We start from the raw sequence: 18411 nt of genomic DNA, 5'->3' as shown, positions 1-18411 counted from the left end.
CGCTCACGCCTGGGTGGCCCGCTCGTAGACCGAGCGGGCCTTCGCGTCGAACAGGGCCGCCGTCGACTCCACGTCCGTGTCGCCGCCGCTCAGGACGCCGATGATCCGGCCGAGCCGGTCGGGCCCCTGGTAGTCGATCAGCCAGGGGCTGCCGCTGGTGCCGACCCAGAAACCGCCGCACTCCATGCGCAGCATCGCGGGCTCGTCGGAGTCCCGGTGGACGTCGGTGGTGCACATGACCGGCCGGTTGCCGGGGTTGTGGTCCTCGTCCGGGTAGCCGACGACCGTCGCCCGCTGGTCGGGGCCCGCGCCCCACTCGGGCGTCGAGGAGCCGACCACGCTCTGCAGACTGCGGCCCCGGGCGTCCGGCTCCACCGTGAGGAAGGCGTAGTCCGCCGCGTCCTCGTGGTCCGCGGTCCACCGCTCGTCGACCTGCACCGCCCGCACCTTCCACTTGCCGTACGGGAAGGTCCCCGTGGCCGCCCCGGAGAAGCCCGGCGCGAACTCCAGGGTGTCCAGCGGAAGCCCGGTCGCGCAGTGGGCGGCGGTGGCGACGACGTTGCCGTGCGGGCTGGCCACCACGCTCGCCGTGCAGGCGTGGTCGGCGCCGTTGACGAGCACGCCGACCGACGCGACCTTGCCGGCCGGCACCGCGCTGCTCTGGGTGCCCGGCGGCGGGGCCGCGGCCTCGTCCGGGGACCGCTCGGACTGCGGCGAGGAGGCCGCGGACCAGCCGCAGCCCGCGCCGCCGACCGTGACGACCGTGATCAGGGCAACCACCCGGCACACCGCTCCCAACCTGCGCATGCCCCCATCCTTGCGCATGCCGCGCGCGGGAGGGGGTCACGTGTGCGACGGGTGCTCCGTACGGGGACGCGAAGGGCCCCCGGCACACGCGGTGCCGGGGGCCCGCTCGGGCGCTGGGCCGCTGTCAGCCGTTGGCGAGCGCCTGCAGCCGGTCGTACGCCCCGTTGAACCGGGAGTGGTCGCCGACCGTGGGGCCGGAAGAGGTGTACTGCCACATCGTCTGGTAGCCCCAGCCGGCCGGCAGGGTGCCGGGGTCGGTGTTGTAGCGGGCGATCCAGAGCGGGTTGCTGGCGCCGAAGGCGGCCGAGTTGCCGGTGCACTGGGTCCACCAGCTGGTCGCGGTGTAGATCACCGCGTCCCGGCCGGTACGGGCCCGGTACTGGTCGAGGAAGTCGCCGATCCAGCTGACCATGCCGGCCGCCGACTTGCCGTAACAGGCCGCGCCGTACGGGTTCCACTCGATGTCGAGCGCGCCCGGCAGGGTGCGGCCGTCGCGCGACCAGCCGCCGCCGTGGTTCACGAAGTAGTCGGCCTGGGCCGCGCCGCTCGTCGTGTCCGGGGTCGCGAAGTGGTACGCGCCGCGGATCATGCCGACGTCGTAGGAGCCGTTGTACTGCTGGGCGAAGTTGGGGTTGGTGTAGTACGTGCCCTCGGTGGCCTTGACGTAGGCCCATTTCACGCCGCTGTTCCACAGGGTGGGCCAGGCGACGTTGCCGTTGTGGCTGCTGGTGTCGACGCCCTCGGTCTGCGCGGCCTGTACGTCGCGGATGTCGCGGGGCAGCCCGCCCACCCCGTCGTGCTTGGCGACGCCCATGCCCAGGGTCGCGGAGCCGCGCGCGGGGATGTCGGCGGCGCTCGACGTACCGGTGAAGCCGAGGACCAGTGCGAGGGAGGAGAGGAGGATCCCGGCCGCGGCGATGGGGCCGCGGCGGGCCGTTCCGGATCTGTGCACGGGCATTGCGTGCCTCCGAAAGGCTGTGTGGGGGTGGGGAGGTGACGTCCTGGGTCGACATGGCGACGACGTATCGCTGTGGACATGTCAGGGATGCCGGAGACGACGCTACGCACGTAGACCGTGGCGGGAAAGGGCCTTCAGGTTATGCCGTTGGTTCAGACCTATGGTGGTGGCGACACGCTGCGGGAACGGCGTGGCCCGGCGGAAACTTTCAGCCGGGGCCGGTGCGGGCGCCAGCCGGGATGCCGGGCACACAGCCCGCTGGGAAATACTGTGCCGTCACGACACACCTACGGCATGGGAGCCGATGTGCACGGTCCGGACCAGGAGTTCCTCGCGCTCGAACGCGAGCTGGCCGTCTTCCTGCGGCGGGCCAGGGCCTCGTCCGGCGAGATGGCCCGCGAGGTGCACCCCGATCTCGAACCGGCGGCGTACGGCCTGCTGGTGCGCCTCGACGAGGCCGGTCCGCAGCGGGCCACCGAGCTCGCCGGGTACTTCGGCGTGGGCAAGGCGACGATGAGCCGCCAGCTGCACGCCCTGGAGGACCTCGGCCTGGTCGCCCGCGAGCCCGACCCGGCCGACGGCCGCGCCTCCCTGGTGCGCATCACCTCCGAGGGCACGGCGAGGTTCGGGCGGGTCCGCGACGCCCGCCGCGAGAGCTACGTCCGGCGCCTGGCCAACTGGGACCGCCTGGAAATCTCCGAACTGGCCCGCCTGCTGCACCAGCTGAACGCGGCGGCGGAGAGCTAGACCCCCCGGGGCCGGGGTGGAGTGGGGGGCTGGAACCCCACCGCCACCACCGTCGCGTCGTCGTGCCGCTTGCTCCGGCCCAGGAACGCCCGCTCGACGTCCCCCGTCTCCAACTCCCGCACCCGCTCGACCAAACCCTCCGGCCCCGCCTTGCGGACGAGCGCCACGCAGTCCGCCCACGAGCCCTCGTGGAACCGGTCGACCCAGCGGGTCGCGCCGTCCGTCAGAGCGAGGACCGAGCGCACGGAGGCGAGCGGCTCCCGGCCGGTCACCGCGCGGGCCGCCACCGACGGGTCGGCGGCCGCCGTGAAGAAGCCGCCCTCCTTGTTGCGGACCAGCGCGTCCGCGACCGCGTCGCTGACCAGGGACGCCCTGGGCACCCGGTCGAGCCGGTCGTCCAGGACCGCCCGCACCGAGCCGTCGGCGGATTCGAGCAGCAGCGCCGAGTCCGACAGGACGAGGTACTCCAGGTCCTTCGCGTCCCACCGCGCGACCACCACGGTTGCCTGAGGCGTGCGCGGGTGAGAAAGGTCACACGTGTCGCGATGGGCATCCGCGGTGCGCCGGATGGCGGCCGCCAGGATCTCCCGCAGCGTCATGTCCCGGCGTGAAGCGGACAGTTCGGTCAGCGCGCCGCCGAGCCGGGCCGTGAACCACGGCACGTCGTGCACACAGTCGCCGTTGCCGGGCAGCGGAGTCACGCCGTCCAGGACGACGAGCAGCCCGCCCAGGCCCGAAGCGGGCAGCGCGGTGGCCGCCCAGTCCTCGTTGGGGCGGTCGGGGTCTCCGGGCACGGTGATCAGCTGGATGCGCATGCCGGCCAGTCTGCACGAGCCCTCCACGGTGCCTCCATGGCACCGGAGCCGCCGCCGGACACTCCGTCAATTGGTCCCGGACGGCGGCCGAACCGCATAATCCCGGGAGGAATCCGCCACTCCGCCGAGCTGTGGGCGGGCATCCTGCCAAAGGCCGCGCGGAAGTTCCAACCGGCGCCACGGCGGAGCGGGGCCGGGCATTCCGGGGGAGTTGATGGTCAACTCCGAAGTGATGTTCACTCGTTCAGGTGGCCGAGCAGTGACTACTCGTCATGACCAGTCGTCACCTTGGCTTCCTTGGTGGACTGGCAAACACGAGTGAAGATTGAGAGCACCGGTGCAGAACAAGCGGCCTCGGGGCAACGACGGCACACGCGCACAACGCACCGTCCGGGTGCGGAGCCGCCTGGTCGTCTCCGTCGCCGTTGTCTCCCTCACCGTGCTCGGAGCCGGTGCGCCCACCCTGTTCGCGGCCTCCGCGGACCTCAAGGACTCCCAGCACCTGGTCACCCTCGCCCAGCTCGACCAGCAGGCGATCAGCCTCGCCCACGCGCTCGGTGACGAGCGCGACGGCGTCACGCGGTACGTCGCCGGGGGCAGGCCCGCCGGCAAGGAAGCGGCCCTCAAGGAGCCCGCCGCCCGCGTCGACCGCCAGATCGACGAACTCCGCGCCACCGCCCCCGACGGCCTCGCGCGCGACCTCGCCACCGTGCCGGCCCTGCGCCGCACCGCGCTCACCGGCAAGGGCACGGCCCTGGAGGCGCAGAAGGCGTACTCCGACGTGATCGCCACGCTGCTCGCCGTCGCCGACGAGCTCGCCGACCGCACGCCCCCGCGCGCCGCCGAGGCCGCCCGGGCGCCGGGTGCGCTCGGGCGTGCGGTCGAACAGGCCTCGGCCACCCGGGGACTGCTGCTCGGCGCGCTCGCGGTGCCGCCGGGTCCGTCCTCCCGGGTGTTCGACCCCGTCGCCGGCAAGTACGTACAGAAGGAGAAGGACGACGGGGACGCGGCCCGGGCGCGGGACGCGCTGAGCGGCGCCGCCCAGCAGGCCCACGTGCGCGAGCAGTCCGCCCTCGCCGACTTCGACCAGGCCGCCGGCGCGGATGCCCGCGACCGGTTCGCCAGCACCGTCACCGGCCCCGAGGTGGAGGCCGCCGACGGCTTCCTCACCCGGCTCACCGACCAGCCCCAGCTCAGTGCCGCCGAGCGCAAGTCCGACCCGGACGCGGTGAACGCGGCGCTCTCGGCGCGGATCGACCGGATGCGGGGTGCGGAGGCGGCCCTGGCGACCGCGCAGGTCAAGAAGTTCGAGGGGCTGCGCGACGACGACGTGAGCGCTCTGGAGATCCGGACCGGCCTCATCGGCGCGCTGCTGCTGCTCGCCATCGGCGTCTCGGCCGCCACCGCCCGCAGCCTGACCCGCCCGCTCGCCGTGCTGCGGCGCGGCTCGGCCCGGCTCGCCGAGGCGCCCGAGACCGAGGAGCCGGTGCGCTTCACCGGGCGCAACGACGAGTTCGCCCAGGTCGTACGGTCCCTCAACGAGCTGCACACCAAGTTCGTGGAGCAGCACTCCCGGGTCGCCGAACTCGACCAGGACCTCGGCAAGCAGCGCGGCCGGCTCGCCCGTCTTGCCGCCGAGAAGGACGGACTGCGCTCCCAGGTACGGGAGTTGACCGTCCAGCTGGAACGCGCTCAGGGCACCGTCAAACACGCCTTCGTCAACCTGGCACTGCGCAACCTTGGCCTGATTGAGCGTCAGCTCACCGTCATCGAGAGTCTTGAGGAGCGCGAGCAGGACCCGGACCAGCTCGGCGTCCTGTTCAAGCTCGACCACCTGGCCACCGTCATCCGGCGCCACGGCGAGAACCTCCTGGTCCTGGCCGGCACCGAGCACCACCACAACCACCCGGGCCCGGTCCCGCTGGTCGACGTGATGCGGGCCGCGGTCAGCGAGATCGAGCGGTACGAGCGGGTCGTCATCCAGGCCCTGCCGCCGCACGCCCAGGTCGCCGGATTCGCCGCCGACGACCTGAGCCACCTGGTCGCCGAACTCCTGGAGAACGCCACCGCGTTCTCGCCGCCGGAAGCCCAAGTGGAGCTTTCGGGCTGGCAGTTGGAGAACGGCGAGATCATGCTCTCGGTCCAGGACGAGGGCATCGGAGTGCCCCCCGAGCGGCGCGCCGAGCTGAACCGCCGGCTCGCCGACCCCTCCTCGTACGAGCCCGGCGAGCCCGGCACCGAAGCGGGCGGCCTCGGGCTGCACGTCTCGGCGCTGCTCGCGCACCGGCACGGCGTACGCATCGAGCTGCGGGAGCAGAAGCAGGGCGGGGTCGCGGCGGTCGTGGTGCTGCCCGAGGCGATCCTGCCGACCACTCCGCCGGTGGCCGCGCCCCAGCTGCTGCCGCCGGTGGGCGACGCCCCGCGCTTCACGCTGCCGGGCGCCCTCGCCGAGGCCAACTCCAACGTGCTGCCGGAGCGCACGGAACGCTCGGGCGAGGTCCTCAGGCCCGTTGTCGCAGAGCCCGTGGGACACGCCGAACCCGCGCAACCGGCCGAGCCCGCGCCACACGCCGAGCCGACGCCACACGCCCAGCCCGCGCAGCCGGCCGAGCCCGCAGCGCCCTCGCGGCAGGCCGACGCCGCCGCCCCGGCCGAGCCCGGGGAGCCCCTCGCGGACCCCGAACTCCCCCTGGATCAGCCCACCTTCGAGATGCGGCTCCCCGAGCCCCGGCCCGAGACGCCCGGCCCCCGGCCCGCCGTATCGCGATCCGCGCCCGCGCCGGAGTCCGCGCCCACGCCCGCGCCGGAAGCGGCGAACGAGCCGGCCCCCGAGGCCGAGCCCGCCCAGCGCCTGACGGACAAGGGGCTGCCCAAGCGGACGCCGAAGGTCGTGCAGGCCGGGGCGGGCGGGGTACAGGAGCGCAAGGGGGGCACGGATGCCGCCGAGGCGCTGCGCCGCAGGCTCGGCGGATTCCAGAAGGGCGCGACCGAGGGCCGGCGCGATGTGGCGGCGGAACTCGAAGAGACCGAACAGCAGGCAGACACGGACACGGGGGAGACAGTCGAGGAGGTACGCAGATGAGTGCGACCGGCACCACCGGTATCGGCAGGCCCGGCAGCGCGGCGACCGGCACCGGCACCATCGGAGCGAGCACCGAGGCCCGCAATCTCCAGTGGCTGCTCGGGAACCTCGTCGAGGAGGTGCCCGGGATCCACTCCGTCGCGGTCGTCTCCTCCGACGGACTGCTGCTGCTCTCGTCCGACCCCGAGCAGCGCCAGGTCACGGCCGCCCGGCAGGGCCCGCGCGGCTCCAGCGCCGACCTCGCCACCATCGTCTCCGGCATCGGCAGCCTCACCATCGGGGCCGCCCGCCTCATGGAGGGCGGCGGCGTCAAGCAGACGATGGTCGCGATGGAGGAGGGCAGCGTCTTCGTCATGTCCATCAGCGACGGCTCGCTGCTCGGCGTGCACGCCACTCCGGACTGCGACATGAGCGTCGTCGCGTACCACATGGCGCTCTTCGTGGGCCGTGCCGGACACGTTCTGACCCCCGAAGTCCGCAGTGCGCTGCGCCAGTCGATGGAGGCCGCCCAGTGAACGCGCCCGCCGAGAAATCCGCGCGGCTCCCGATACGCGGTGCGGACAGGAAGCCCGCCCGTGTCCGCCCGTACTCGCTGACCGGTGGCCGCACCCGGTTCGGCCATGTGCTGCTCGTCGAGACGTTCGTCGCGGCCATCGAGGCGCCTCCCGAGCGCAAGGAGCTCGGCGGGCGCACCCACCGGGTCATGCCGGAGATGCTGGCCATCGTGGAGATCTGCCGCGCGATGCGTACCGTCGCCGAGATCTCCGCCCTCCTCAAGATGCCCCTCGGCGTGGTCCGGGTGCTCCTCAGCGACCTGGCCGACCAGGGAAGAATCCGCGTGTACGGGACCGGGCACGGCTCGGGCCGGCCCAACCGCGCACTGCTCGAAAGGGTGCTCGGTGGACTCCGCCGTCTCTGAACTCCTCGCTTCCGAGGAGGAGTTGCTGCCCTGGCAGCAGGACCGCAGCCGGGCCCCCATCGCGACGAAGGTCGTGGTCGCGGGCGGCTTCGGCGTGGGCAAGACCACCTTCGTATCGGCGGTCTCCGAGATCACCCCGCTGCAGACCGAGGCGGTGATGACCCGGGCCAGCGAGGCCACCGACGACCTGTCGGCGACGCCGGAGAAGCTGACCACCACCGTCGCCATGGACTTCGGCCGCATCACGCTCGACGACGACCTCGTCCTGTACGTGTTCGGCACGCCCGGGCAGCAGCGGTTCTGGTTCATGTGGGACGACATCGTGCGCGGGGCGATCGGCGCGATCGTGCTCGCCGACACCCGGCGCCTCACGGACTGCTTCCCCGCGCTCGACTACTTCGAGAGCTGCGGCATTCCGTACGTCGTGGCCGTCAACCACTTCGAGGGCACCGAGTCCTTCGAGGCCGAGGACGTGCGCGAGGCGCTCACCGTGCCGCCGCACATCCCGGTGGTGATCATGGATGCGCGTGACCGGCTCTCGGTCATCGACTCCCTGCTCGGCCTGGTGGCCCACGCGCTGGAAGCCTGCCCGGAATAGACGCCGCCCCCCACGGCACGCAACGCACACAACGGAGAACGGTCCCGCATGCGGAGAATACTCATAGTCGGAGCCGGCCAGTCCGGTCTTCAGCTGGCCCTCGGACTGCAGGCACAGGGGTACGAGGTCACCCTGATGTCGAACCGCACGGCGGACGAGATCCGGTCCGGCCGGGTCATGTCCACGCAGTGCATGTTCCACACCGCGCTCCAGCACGAGCGCGACCTCTCGCTGAACTTCTGGGAGTCCCAGGCCCCGCTCATCGAGGGCGTGGGCGTCTCGGTCGCGGCCCCCGATTCCTCCCGGGCCGTCGACTGGGTGGGCAAGCTGGACGGCTACGCGCAGTCCGTGGACCAGCGGGTCAAGATGGCCGGCTGGATGGAGACCTTCGCGCAGCGCGGCGGGCAGCTCGTCATCCACGGCGCCGCCGTCTCCGACCTCGACTTCTTCGCGCGCACCTACGACCTGGTCCTGGTCTCCGCGGGCAAGGGCGAGCTCGTCTCGATGTTCGGCCGCGACGCCGCGCGCTCCCCGTACGCCGAGCCGCAGCGCGCGCTCGCGGTGTCGTACGTGCACGGCCTTGGCCCGCGCCCGGAGCACCCCGAATTCGACGCGGTGCGCTGCAACCTGGTGCCCGGCGTCGGCGAGCTGTTCGTGATGCCGACCCTGACGGTCTCGGGCCGCGCGGACATCCTGTTCTGGGAGGGCGTCCCCGGCGGCCCCCTCGACGTGTTCAACGGCGTGAAGGACCCCGACGAGCACCTCGCGCTCACCCTGGAGCTGATGGAGAAGTTCCTGCCGTGGGAGTACGCCCGGGCCACCAAGGTCGAACTGACCGACGCGGGTGCCACGTTGGCCGGCCGCTACGCCCCGACCGTGCGCAACCCCGTCGGCCGGCTGCCCGGCGGCGGACTGGTGCTCGGAGTCGGTGACGTCGTCGTGGCGAACGACCCGATCACCGGCCAGGGCTCCAACTCGGCGTCCAAGTGCGCCGCTTCGTACCTGTCCTCGATCGTCGAGCACGGCGAGAGGGAGTTCGACGAGGCGTGGATGCGGTCGGCCTTCGACCGCTACTGGGACACCGCCCAGCACGTGACGAAGTGGACCAACGCCATGCTGGGGGTGCCGCCGGAGCACGTCCTGAACCTGATCGGCGCGGCCGGCGAGCTCCAGCCCGCCGCCGACCGCTTCGCCAACGGCTTCAACGACCCGGCCGACTTCGAGAACTTCTTCTACGAGCCGGAGAAGACGGCCGCCTACCTGGCCGAAGTGGCGGCCGCACAGGGCTAGTTGGCGGGCTCCGCGTCGGTCGAGTACCCCGTGTCCGCGCCCTCCGACGCCCCCTCGGGGAGCCTCGGAGGGCGGTACGAGGACAGCGAGCCCGCCGCCGGGTCCGGGCGGACCGCGCCGAGCAGCGGGTTCGCGGCGATGGGGGAGACCTTGACGCGGGTGCCGGGGCGCGGCGCCTGTACCACCAGGCCGTCGCCCAGATACATCGCCACATGGGTGGCCTTGGGGAAGTAGATCACCAGGTCGCCCGGCCGCAGCGAGGTCAGCGCGACGCGGGGCAGCTCGGCCCACTGCTCCTGGCTGGTGCGCGGGATCGAGCGGCCCGCGTGCGCCCAGGCCTGCGAGGTGAGCCCCGAGCAGTCGTAGGACTCCGGGCCCTCCGCGCCCCACACATAGGGCTTGCCGATCTGGTCGACGGCGTACGTCAGTGCCCGGTCGCCCTCGGACGAGGGGGCCCGGGTCCCGCTCAGGGCGCCCGAGGAGAGCAGGCTCTGCTGGGCCCGCTCCGTGCCCTGCTGTTCCAGGCGGGTGAGCTCGGACAGCTGGTCGGGGGAGAGGCCGGAGAGCAGTTTCTCGACCTCCTTGAGGCGCGACTCGACGTCTTCCTTGGCCTGTTGCTGCTGCTTGGCCAGGGCCTGCTGCTCGTCGAGGGCCTGCCGCGAGGCCCGGGCGAGTTCGTTGGCCCGCTGCTCGCCACGGGCCAGCCGGTCCAGCGCGGCCTTCCGTTCGCCGGCCGCCCGGTCCAGGACGTGGCGCTGGTCGAGGGCGCTCTGCGGGTCGTCGGCCAGCAGCAGGCGCAGGTACGTGGAGAGGTCGCTGCGGCCCTGGTACTGCTCCCGGGCCAGGCGTCCGGCGTCGCCGCGGCTCCGCGCGAGCGCGGCGCGGGCCTTGGCGAGCGAGGCGCTCAGCTTCTTGTCCTCGCCCTCGCGGCGCTTCAGCTCGACGTCGGTGGTCTTGTACGCCTCGGTCGCCTCCTCCGTCTGCCGGTACAGCGTCTGGAGCTGGGTCAGGAGTGCCAGGGCCGAGGTCTCCGGGGGCTGTCCGGGCAGCACGGCCGACGATTCGCCGGGCGGCCGCGGGGCCGCGACCGCGAGCGGGCCCACCGCCGCCGTCGCCAGGGCCGCGGCGACGGCCACCGCACACACCGAGCGCACACGAGCTGACATGTGCTCACCTCCGGTCCGGAACCGGTCGGTCCGGCCCCACCGGATCGTGGCACGCGCTCGCACGACAATCCTGGTGGGAGAAGTGAACGGTGGATTCGGCTCACTCGTGCGGCGGCAGCCCGGTGCGGGGGCTTGCGCCGGGGCCCTTCTTGGGCCACGGCCAGCGGCGCGGCTCGCGGCCCTCGGGTACGTAGGTGTACTTCCAGCCGCGCGGAAGCCCGAGCCGCTTGGTGTGGGAGGCCGGCTCCAGACGGTAGGCGTGCACCGTCGCCGGGCCGCCCTCCGCATCGGGCACGGGCACCTCGTACCACTGCGGGGGCTTGCCGGTCGGGCCGGTCAGTACCGGCAGGACGCGCCCGTCGAGGGGGCCGCCCACAAAGAGGGTGTTCTCGCTTCGCACCCCCCAAGTCTCACAGCAGGTGGGCCGCCTCGCTCACGACGGGTATCACCCGGCGGGCCAGCACCCCGGCCGCGCCCTCGGGGGACTCGTGCGACAGCGCGCCGCGCACCGCCGCCGAGGTCTGCGCGTCGGTGGCCGCGGTGGCGGTGAGCAGCGCGACCAGATGGTCCACCAGCCAGTCCCGGAGCTCGGGCAGCGGGGGCTGTTTGTCCTCGTCCAGCCAGATCAGGGAGGCCGCCTCGACGGCCGCGATCCAGGTGCGCACCATCATCCGCAGCCTCGGGCCCGGCTCGGCCACCTCCAGGTGGACCAGGATCTGCTCGGCCGCGGCCCGCCGCACCTCGTCGACGATCGCCGTCGTCCGGGACGTCTCGGCCATGCTGCCGCCCTGGAGCAGCGCCGAGAACCCGGCGTCGTGCTCGTCGACGAAGGCGAGGTAGCGGTCGAGGGCCCGGGTGAGCCGCTGGGTGAGCGGCCCGGTCTGCGCCTCGGCGAAGCACAGCTCCAGCTCGTCGGCCGACGAGCGCAGCGCGGCCTCGTACAACTGCTGCTTGCCGCCCGGGAAGTAGCGGTAGACCAGGGGCCGCGAGACCCCGGCGGCCTCGGCCACGTCGTCGAGCGACACGTCCTCCGGCGCCCGGTGCGCGAAGAGCGTCAGGGCCGCGCCGAGGAGCTGGGTGCGACGCTCCTCGACGCTGAGCCTGCGGTACGCGGGGGTGGCGGCGGGAGAGGTCATACGGGCAGCGTAATCCCCGCGATCGGGCTTTACGCCAGGAGTCCCGAGCTCTTCCACAGCCGTCGGCTGACCCCGTTCAGGACGCCAATGTCGTCCAGGAATTCCGTGAGGCGGCCGGCGCCGCTCTGCATGACCTCGCGGCGGTGACCGCTCGCCTTCACCTGGGCCACGGCCTCGCGGCGGTCGAGGCCGACGTTCTCGTACACCTGCGGGTTGACGAAGCAGGTGGCGAAGACGCGGGCCGCCTCGCCGCAGCTGACCCGGGTCAACTCCCGCTCCCAGCGCGGCGCGGAGACCATCTGGCGCCTCAACTCCTCGCGGGCGTAACGGACATGGCGGGCCTCCTCGACCACGTGGATGCGCGTCACGCCGCGCACGATGGTCTGGACGCGCTCGTCCGGGAAGGTCAGGCGCTGCATCCAGTCCAGGATCTCCTCGCCGAGCAGGGTGGCCGCGAAGGAGCCCGGGGTGGTGGAGACGGTCTTCAGGACGCGGGCGAGGTTGTGGTAGATCCTCGGCACCCGGTACGTCGGCGCCCCGCCCTTCTTGATCATGCGGGCGAACATCATCGAGTGGCGGCACTCGTCGGCGATCTCGGTGAGCGCGTACCGGACGTGGCTGCTGGTGAGCGACTTGTCGTAGATGTGCCGGACGAGCAGCTGCATCAGGATGATCTCGAACCAGATGCCGAGCGAGGCGAGCGAGGCGGCCTCGTGGCGGGCCAGGTCCATGCGCTGTTCCTCGGACATCTTCCGCCAGAGCGGGGTGTCGTACAGAGAAAGCAACTCCGGTGGCCAGAACCACTTCCCGTCCTCGGCGGGGGCGTCCCAGTCCAGCTCCTTGTCCGGGTCGAAGGAGTGCTTGGCGGAGGATTCGAGCAGCCGCTCGGCCACCTGCTCACGGTCCCTGAGCAGGCCGAGTGCGTCGCGGAGCGCATCGCGTTCGGTCACGGTAGTCATGGCTTGCGGCACCTCGTGGCTGGGTTACCTACGGTCACTCCTTATGAGACTGCTTGTCAGCAAGCGCGTCAATCCCTTGTGCGCGACTTGTTGACCCCGCGTCTACCACCGTGTGAACCTGCCAACTGCACAGCAGTGTGCAGAAGTTGAGCCGCTGGACGATGCCGTCCGCGAGGCGAAGGAGCCGCACGTGTCGACGCACGACCTCTATGTGAAGGCCCCGCAGGAACCCCTCTGGCAGGTGCCGGCCTCCGGCGCCGCCCGCTTCAGCTGGGAGTACGACGACGGGCGCGACCGTCTGCTCGCCCTCTACCAGAAGGGCAAGGACAAGCAGTGGGACGGCGCCACGCGCATCGACTGGGACCTGGAGGTCGACCCGTACGACCCCCTCGGCACCCCCGACGAGGCGATGACCCTCTACGGCACCCCGCACTGGGCCAAGATGACCGACCGGGACAAGGGTGAGCTGCGACTGCACTACACGTCCTGGCAGTTCAGCCAGTTCCTGCACGGCGAACAGGGGGCGATGGTGTGCGCCGCCCGCATCGTGGAGTCCGTGCCCGACCTGGACGCCAAGTTCTACTCGGCGACCCAGACCATGGACGAGGCCCGGCACGCCGAGATCTACGGCCGCTTCCTGCACGAGAAGCTCGGCATGCTCTACCCGGTCAACGACAACCTCCAGGCGCTGCTCGGTGACACCCTGCGCGACTCCCGCTGGGACATGCCCTACCTCGGCATGCAGGTGCTCATCGAGGGCCTGGCGCTCGCGGCCTTCGGCATGATCCGGGACACCACCGACAAGCCCCTGCCCAAGCAGATCCTGGCGTACGTCATGCAGGACGAGGCCCGCCACGTGGCCTTCGGCCGCATGGCGCTGCGCGACTACTACCGGCAGCTGTCCGACGCGGAGCTCAAGGAGCGCGAGGAGTTCGTCATCGAGGGCTGCTATCTGATGCGCGACCGGCTGCGCGGGGTGGAGGTCCTGGAGAACTTCGGCATCCCGAAGAAGGAGGCCGAACAGCTCAGCGAGGAGAGCGAGTTCCTCCACCTGTTCCGCAAGCTCCTCTTCAGCCGCATCGTCCCCTGCGTGAAGGACATCGGCCTGTGGGGCGAGCGCCTCCAGAAGGCGTACGTCGACATGGGCGTCTTCGACCTCGGCGACTCCAACCTCGACCTCCTGATGGCCCAGGACGAGGAGATCGCCGAACAGCTGGACAAGGAGCGCTTCGCCGCCGAGGAGGCGGCGCGGGTCGCGGAGGTGGAGGGGGCGATCGAGGCGGGCGCCTCGTCCTGACACCACCCGGTGCCGGTCGCGCCGCCTCGGCCGTCAATGGCGCGACCGGCGCCCACCCTTTCGGGTGGCACTCTCCGGATAGCCGCTGAGCAGGCTGTTGGCGCGAGACAGACTCCGCGCATGAGCGCTGCGGGCGAGTACGAGCTGGACAGCGAGTACCGGTGGCCCCGGCCGCCGGCGGCCGGCTGGACGGCGGACGACCTGGACCTGCTCCCGGGTCTCCCTCCGCACACGGAGCTGATCGACGGGAGTCTTGTCTTCAGGGCACCGCAGACCTGGTTTCACATGCGCGCGATCTACTTCTTGGTGCACGAGCTGACGCGGCAGGCGCCGGAGCACTTGGAGGCCATCGGGGAGATGACCGTGAAGCTGGACCCGCGCAACCGGCCCGAGCCCGATGTCCTCGTCGTCCCCGTCGACGCGGACACCGGTCCTCGGCAGACCTGGTTCAAGCCGGAGGACGTCCTGCTGGCCGTCGAGGTGGCGTCCGCCGAATCGGTGGACCGGGACCGCGAGGTCAAGCCCCGCAAGTACGCCCGGGCGGGCGTCCAGCACTTCTGGCGGGTCGAGCTGTCCGACGGTCAGCCCGTGGTGTACGTCTTCGAGCTGGACCCGGCGACCCGGGCCTACAGCCCGATCGGGACCTTCCGCAAGGAACTCAAGGTCGACCTCCCCTTCCCCGTCGAGATCGATCTGACCGCACTGGACCGCCGCCGCTGACCGTCACAGCCCCGGACCCGCCGGGAAGCCGGACCGCAGGGTGAAGGCGTGGGGGGTCGGGCCGTGGTCGCGGAGGTGCAGGACGCGCTTCTCGGCCTCCTCCACCGTCGGGCGGTGTCCCGCCGGGACCCACCACAGCGCCACCAGCGCCTCTTCGATCCGCTCGAACCACTCGAAGCGGCGGGCCAGCAGCTCCCGGTGCCTGCCCGCGTACATGAACGCCTTCAGGGACGCCTCGTCCCGCCACACCGACATGTTCACGATCATCGAGGTGTCGCCGAACACGGGGACGTCCGTCGCGTTCCCGCTGTCGCTCTGAAGGCGCCACACGAAGCCGTCGGCGGCGTCCGCGACCGCGTTCACCGGATCGAGTGCGGTCACGAAGTCCGTCAACTCAACTGATTCCAAGGGGTATTTGAGCCGGGCTATGTTGACCTGAGCCAGCTCGTAACGCTCGTCCGCATCTGTCATGCGCGTACCCTAAGCGGCCAACTCGCTCACCCGTCAGCTCATTTCGCGGAGCGAGATGTCATGGCTTGTCCGCCAGCGCCGCCTCCATCACCGCCTTCGCGATCGGTGCCGCGTCCCCGCCGCCGCTGATGTCGCCGCGCTTCGCCGACGCGTCCTCGACGACGACCGCGACCGCCACGGCCGGACGGACCGCGCCGTCCGCCTGGGCCCAGGAGATGAACCAGGCGTACGGGCTGCCGATGTTGCCGATGCCGTTCTGCGCGGTGCCGGTCTTGCCGCCGACCGTCGCTCCCGGGATCGCGGCGCTGGTGCCGGTGCCGGTCCGCACCACGTCCACCATCATCTGCTGCAACCGCATCGCGGTGGCCGGGTTCATCGCGCGCTGATAGGTCCGCGGCACGGTCGTGGACACGGTCGAGCCGCGCGAGGTCGTCGTACGGTCCACCAGATAGGGGTACTTGAGGTCCCCGCCGTTGGCGACCGCCGCCGAGACCATCGCCATCTGGAGCGGGGTGGCCGTCGTGTCGAACTGGCCGATGGAGGACAGGGCCAGCTGGTCGGGGCTCATCCTCGTGTCGAAGTTGGACTTCGCGGCGCCCGACGGGATGCGCAGCCTCGTGTCGTTGAAGCCGAACTTCCGTACCGCGTCCAGCATTCCGGGCAGCCCCACCTTCACGCCGAGCTGTGCCATCACGGTGTTGCAGGAGACGGTGACCGCGTACGCGAGCGAGGCGTTGCCGCAGCCGCTCGCCTCGTTGGGCAGTGTGGTGCTGGTGTTGGGCAGGACGTACGGATCGGGGGTGTCGGTCGGCGCGTCGACGTCCGTGACCACCCCCGCGTCGAGCGCGGCCGCCGCCGTCACGATCTTGAAGGCGGAGCCGGGCGGATAGGTCTGCCGGATCGCCCGGTTCAGCATCGGCTGGGCCGGGTCGGCCGTGAGCCGCGACCAGGCGCCGGCCACCGCCCTGCCCGTGCCCGAGAGCACCCCGGGCTCGTAGGACGGGCTGCTGACCAGCGCCAGGATCTTGCCCGTCGCGGGTTCGAGCGCCGCGACCGCGCCCTTCTTGCCGCCCAGGCCGTCGAACGCGGCCCGCTGCATGGACGCCTTGATGGTGGTGACCGCCCGCCCGCCGGAGTGCCGGCCCCGCGTCACGTCGTTCCACAGCGGGAACACCGAGAGGAGCGAGGAGGTGCCGGACAGCACGCCGTCCTCCGCGTTCTCGACGAGCGTCGTGCCGTACGTCTGCGAGGCGTACCCGGTGACCGGCGCGTACAGCGGGCCGTTCTTGTACGTCCGCTCGTACCGCAGCTGCTGGCCGCTGTCCCTCGACCCGGTGACGCTCTCCTTGCCGACCACGATGGCGCCGCGCGGCTGGTGGTAACGGGCAATGGCCAGGCGGCGGTTGGCGGGGTTGTTGTCGAGCGCGTCGGCCTGGAGGACCTGGACGCGGGCCGCGTTCACCAGGAGCGCCACGAGCAGCAACAGACAGAAGGCGGCGGCCCGCCGGATGTACCGGATCACTTGGCTGTTCCCTCCACCGGTTCGGGCTGTGCGATGACGCCCGGCTCGACCGCGGGGAGCGGGCGGCGGGCGGAATCACTGATCCGGATGAGCAGCGCCACGATGATCCAGTTGGTCACCACGGACGAGCCGCCCTGGGCGAGGAACGGCATCGCCATGCCGGTGAGCGGGATCAGGCCCATCACACCGCCCGCGATGACGAACACCTGGAGCGCCAGGATCGAGGCGAGCCCGATGGCCAGGAGCCGGCCGAACGGACTGTGCAGACGGAGCCCGGCCCGGTAGCCCCGGGCCACGAGGAGGGCGTAGAGCAGGAAGATCGCGGTCAGCCCGGACAGGCCCAGCTCCTCGCCCGCCGTGGCCAGGATGAAGTCGGACTTCGCGGCGAAGCCGATCAGGACGGAGTGGCCGCTCCCGAGCCCCGCGCCGAGCGTGCCGCCGGCCGCGAAGGCGAACAGCGACTGGGCGAGCTGGCTGGGGCCGAGGCCCGCCTCGATGGTGGCGTACGGGTTCAGCCAGTCGGTGACCCGGGCGTGCACATGGGGCTCGAACAGGGCGACCGCCGCCGCCCCGGCCGAGGCGAGCAGCAGGCCCACCGCGATCCATCCGGTGCGCCCGGTCGCGACGTACAGCATGACCACGAACAGGCCGAAGAAGAGCAGCGAGGTGCCGAGGTCGCGTTCGAGGACGAGGACGCCGACGCTCAGCAGCCAGATCGCCACGATCGGGCCGAGCACGCGTCCGGTGGGCAGTTGGAGCCGCCAGATCCGGCGGCCGGTGTACGCGAGGGCGTTGCGGTTGGCGGCCAGGTAGGCGGCGAAGAAGAGGGCGAGCAGGATCTTGGCGAGCTCGGCCGGCTGGAAGGAGTAGCCGGCGACCCTGATCCAGATCTTGGCGCCGTTGATCGCGGGGAACAGGATCGGGACGAGCATGAGGACCAGGCCCGCGGCCATCGAGAGGTACGCGTACCGCTGCAGGACGCGGTGGTCGCGCAGCACAAGCACGACGGCGAGGAAGAGGCCGACCCCCAGCGTCGACCACACCAGCTGGGCCGGGGCCGCCCGGCTGCCCGGCGTCGCGAGGTCGAGCCGGTAGATCAGCACCAGGCCGAGCCCGTTGAGCAGCACCGCGATCGGCAGCAGCAGCGGGTCGGCGTAGGGGGCGCCGAAGCGGACCACGAGGTGGGCGAGGAGCGCGAGCAGGCCGAGTCCGGCTCCGTAGCGCGCCGCGTCGGGCGGAATCGTGCCGGTGCGGGCGAGCCCGACGTTCAGGTAGCCGAGCACCACGACGAGGACGGCACCGACGAGCAGGAAGAGTTCGACGCCCCGCCGCTTGGGGAGGCCCAGCTCGGGCGGGGAGGCGTCCGCCGCCGACGGTGCGGTCATGGCACGCAACGTAGCAAGCCGCAGCCTTATGTCCGTGTATGTCGGGAGGTGCCGAGCGGGCGGGCGGCGCCGGTGTCGCGGGCCGCCTGGCCCGTCCGGGTGACGGGGGCTCCGAAGAGCCGCCCGTCCGCGACGAGTTCGCGTCCGCCAAGACGCGTTTGCCCGGGGGGCTCAGCACCAGCGCGGTACGGCCCCGATGTTGTCGATGTAGTAGGCCGAGCCCCACGCCCAGGTGCCGTCGGTGAGCAGGTACCAGCGGTCGTTCCCGTTGACCCGGTCGCCGCCGGTCTTGCAGAAGATGTGCACGATCGAGCCGTACGGCGCCTTGCCGACGATCCGGCTGCTCCGGGTCGGCCGGTCGCGCAGGATCAGGCCGGACTTGGCGGTGACGCGGCCCTTGTACTCGTTGTGCGCGGACTCCTCGGCGGCGGCGGGGGACGCCGTGGCGAGGACGGCCACGGCTCCGGTGGCCACGCACAGACCGAGTGCGGCAAGGGATGAACGCAGGGACATGGTGCCTCCTGGAACGGGGCGGGGCC

General features: G+C 71.8%; 19 protein-coding genes. 8 read left to right on the top strand and 11 right to left on the bottom strand.

Going from position 1 to position 18411, the window contains the following annotated elements; all coding sequences use genetic code 11:
- Positions 1-3: 3 nt before the first annotated feature.
- A complete protein-coding gene (locus tag ACFYZA_RS28965; protein ID WP_382594282.1) occupies positions 4-807 on the bottom strand; it encodes a trypsin-like serine peptidase in 804 nt (267 codons plus the stop codon).
- Between the two features lie 124 nt (positions 808-931).
- Complete coding sequence (locus ACFYZA_RS28960; RefSeq protein WP_382594285.1) at positions 932-1765, bottom strand: lysozyme; 834 nt, start codon at positions 1763-1765, stop codon at positions 932-934.
- Between the two features lie 294 nt (positions 1766-2059).
- Between ACFYZA_RS28960 and ACFYZA_RS28955 the strand changes: the two genes are divergently transcribed.
- Positions 2060-2512: a MarR family winged helix-turn-helix transcriptional regulator gene (locus ACFYZA_RS28955; RefSeq protein ID WP_388493780.1), complete on the top strand. Its 453-nt coding sequence runs from the start codon at positions 2060-2062 to the stop codon at positions 2510-2512.
- Here the strand turns inward: ACFYZA_RS28955 and ACFYZA_RS28950 are convergent.
- On the bottom strand, positions 2509-3327 hold the full coding sequence (locus ACFYZA_RS28950) for a hypothetical protein (protein ID WP_388493568.1): 819 nt from the start codon (positions 3325-3327) through the stop codon (positions 2509-2511). The genes ACFYZA_RS28955 and ACFYZA_RS28950 overlap by 4 nt on opposite strands.
- Positions 3328-3664: 337 nt before the next feature.
- Between ACFYZA_RS28950 and ACFYZA_RS28945 the strand changes: the two genes are divergently transcribed.
- Genes ACFYZA_RS28945 through ACFYZA_RS28925 form a run of 5 tightly spaced genes read left to right on the top strand, consistent with a single transcriptional unit; the run spans position 3665 to position 9216 of the window.
- A complete protein-coding gene (locus ACFYZA_RS28945) occupies positions 3665-6409 on the top strand; it encodes a nitrate- and nitrite sensing domain-containing protein (protein WP_388493566.1) in 2745 nt (914 codons plus the stop codon).
- Positions 6406-6924, top strand: a complete 519-nt coding sequence (locus ACFYZA_RS28940; protein ID WP_382594292.1) for a roadblock/LC7 domain-containing protein — start codon at positions 6406-6408, stop codon at positions 6922-6924. The genes ACFYZA_RS28945 and ACFYZA_RS28940 overlap by 4 nt, the downstream gene beginning before the upstream one ends.
- A complete protein-coding gene (locus tag ACFYZA_RS28935; RefSeq protein ID WP_382594295.1) occupies positions 6921-7328 on the top strand; it encodes a DUF742 domain-containing protein in 408 nt (135 codons plus the stop codon). Before ACFYZA_RS28940 ends, ACFYZA_RS28935 begins: the two co-directional genes overlap by 4 nt.
- Entirely contained in the window at positions 7309-7926 is a 618-nt protein-coding gene (locus tag ACFYZA_RS28930) for an ATP/GTP-binding protein (protein ID WP_388493565.1), read from the top strand. The genes ACFYZA_RS28935 and ACFYZA_RS28930 overlap by 20 nt, the downstream gene beginning before the upstream one ends.
- 48 nt (positions 7927-7974) lie before the next feature.
- Positions 7975-9216, top strand: a complete 1242-nt coding sequence (locus ACFYZA_RS28925) for a styrene monooxygenase/indole monooxygenase family protein (RefSeq protein ID WP_388493563.1) — start codon at positions 7975-7977, stop codon at positions 9214-9216.
- On the opposite strand, the gene ACFYZA_RS28920 is transcribed toward ACFYZA_RS28925, so the two are convergent.
- The 4 genes from ACFYZA_RS28920 to ACFYZA_RS28905 form a co-directional block, all read right to left on the bottom strand.
- Positions 9213-10382: an NlpC/P60 family protein gene (locus tag ACFYZA_RS28920; protein WP_388493561.1), complete on the bottom strand. Its 1170-nt coding sequence runs from the start codon at positions 10380-10382 to the stop codon at positions 9213-9215. The two genes, ACFYZA_RS28925 and ACFYZA_RS28920, sit on opposite strands and share 4 nt — an antisense overlap.
- A gap of 100 nt (positions 10383-10482) precedes the next feature.
- Complete coding sequence (locus ACFYZA_RS28915; protein ID WP_388493559.1) at positions 10483-10782, bottom strand: hypothetical protein; 300 nt, start codon at positions 10780-10782, stop codon at positions 10483-10485.
- 10 nt (positions 10783-10792) lie between these two features.
- On the bottom strand, positions 10793-11518 hold the full coding sequence (locus ACFYZA_RS28910; protein ID WP_382594307.1) for a TetR/AcrR family transcriptional regulator: 726 nt from the start codon (positions 11516-11518) through the stop codon (positions 10793-10795).
- Positions 11519-11547: 29 nt separating this feature from the next.
- Positions 11548-12477 carry a diiron oxygenase gene (locus tag ACFYZA_RS28905; RefSeq protein WP_167156964.1) on the bottom strand — a complete coding sequence of 310 codons (930 nt, stop codon included), beginning with the start codon at positions 12475-12477 and terminating at the stop codon, positions 11548-11550.
- A 190-nt stretch (positions 12478-12667) separates the two neighbouring features.
- Between ACFYZA_RS28905 and ACFYZA_RS28900 the strand changes: the two genes are divergently transcribed.
- On the top strand, positions 12668-13774 hold the full coding sequence (locus tag ACFYZA_RS28900) for a ferritin-like domain-containing protein (RefSeq protein ID WP_189761812.1): 1107 nt from the start codon (positions 12668-12670) through the stop codon (positions 13772-13774).
- Positions 13775-13894: 120 nt separating this feature from the next.
- Positions 13895-14494 (top strand): Uma2 family endonuclease, encoded by a 600-nt coding sequence (locus ACFYZA_RS28895; RefSeq protein ID WP_388493557.1) that lies wholly within the window; start codon positions 13895-13897, stop codon positions 14492-14494.
- A gap of 3 nt (positions 14495-14497) precedes the next feature.
- Here ACFYZA_RS28895 and ACFYZA_RS28890 read toward each other — a convergent pair whose 3' ends face one another.
- The 4 genes from ACFYZA_RS28890 to ACFYZA_RS28875 all read right to left on the bottom strand — a co-directional run bounded on the left by ACFYZA_RS28890 (position 14498) and on the right by ACFYZA_RS28875 (position 18385).
- The gene (locus tag ACFYZA_RS28890; protein WP_167156959.1) at positions 14498-14965 is read right to left on the bottom strand and encodes a DUF3291 domain-containing protein; all 468 of its coding nucleotides are present in this window, start codon (positions 14963-14965) and stop codon (positions 14498-14500) included.
- 58 nt (positions 14966-15023) lie between these two features.
- Entirely contained in the window at positions 15024-16487 is a 1464-nt protein-coding gene (locus ACFYZA_RS28885; RefSeq protein WP_382594318.1) for a penicillin-binding transpeptidase domain-containing protein, read from the bottom strand.
- Positions 16484-17872, bottom strand: a complete 1389-nt coding sequence (locus ACFYZA_RS28880; RefSeq protein WP_382594321.1) for an FtsW/RodA/SpoVE family cell cycle protein — start codon at positions 17870-17872, stop codon at positions 16484-16486. The genes ACFYZA_RS28885 and ACFYZA_RS28880 overlap by 4 nt, the downstream gene beginning before the upstream one ends.
- Positions 17873-18043: 171 nt before the next feature.
- Positions 18044-18385, bottom strand: a complete 342-nt coding sequence (locus ACFYZA_RS28875; RefSeq protein WP_382594324.1) for an SH3 domain-containing protein — start codon at positions 18383-18385, stop codon at positions 18044-18046.
- Positions 18386-18411 lie beyond the last annotated feature (26 nt).

This window comes from Streptomyces sp. NPDC001828, assembly GCF_042892175.1.
In the GTDB taxonomy this organism is placed as follows: domain Bacteria; phylum Actinomycetota; class Actinomycetes; order Streptomycetales; family Streptomycetaceae; genus Streptomyces.
Note: the sequence above shows the minus strand (reverse complement) of the source record. Positions and strands in the feature narration are given on the sequence as shown.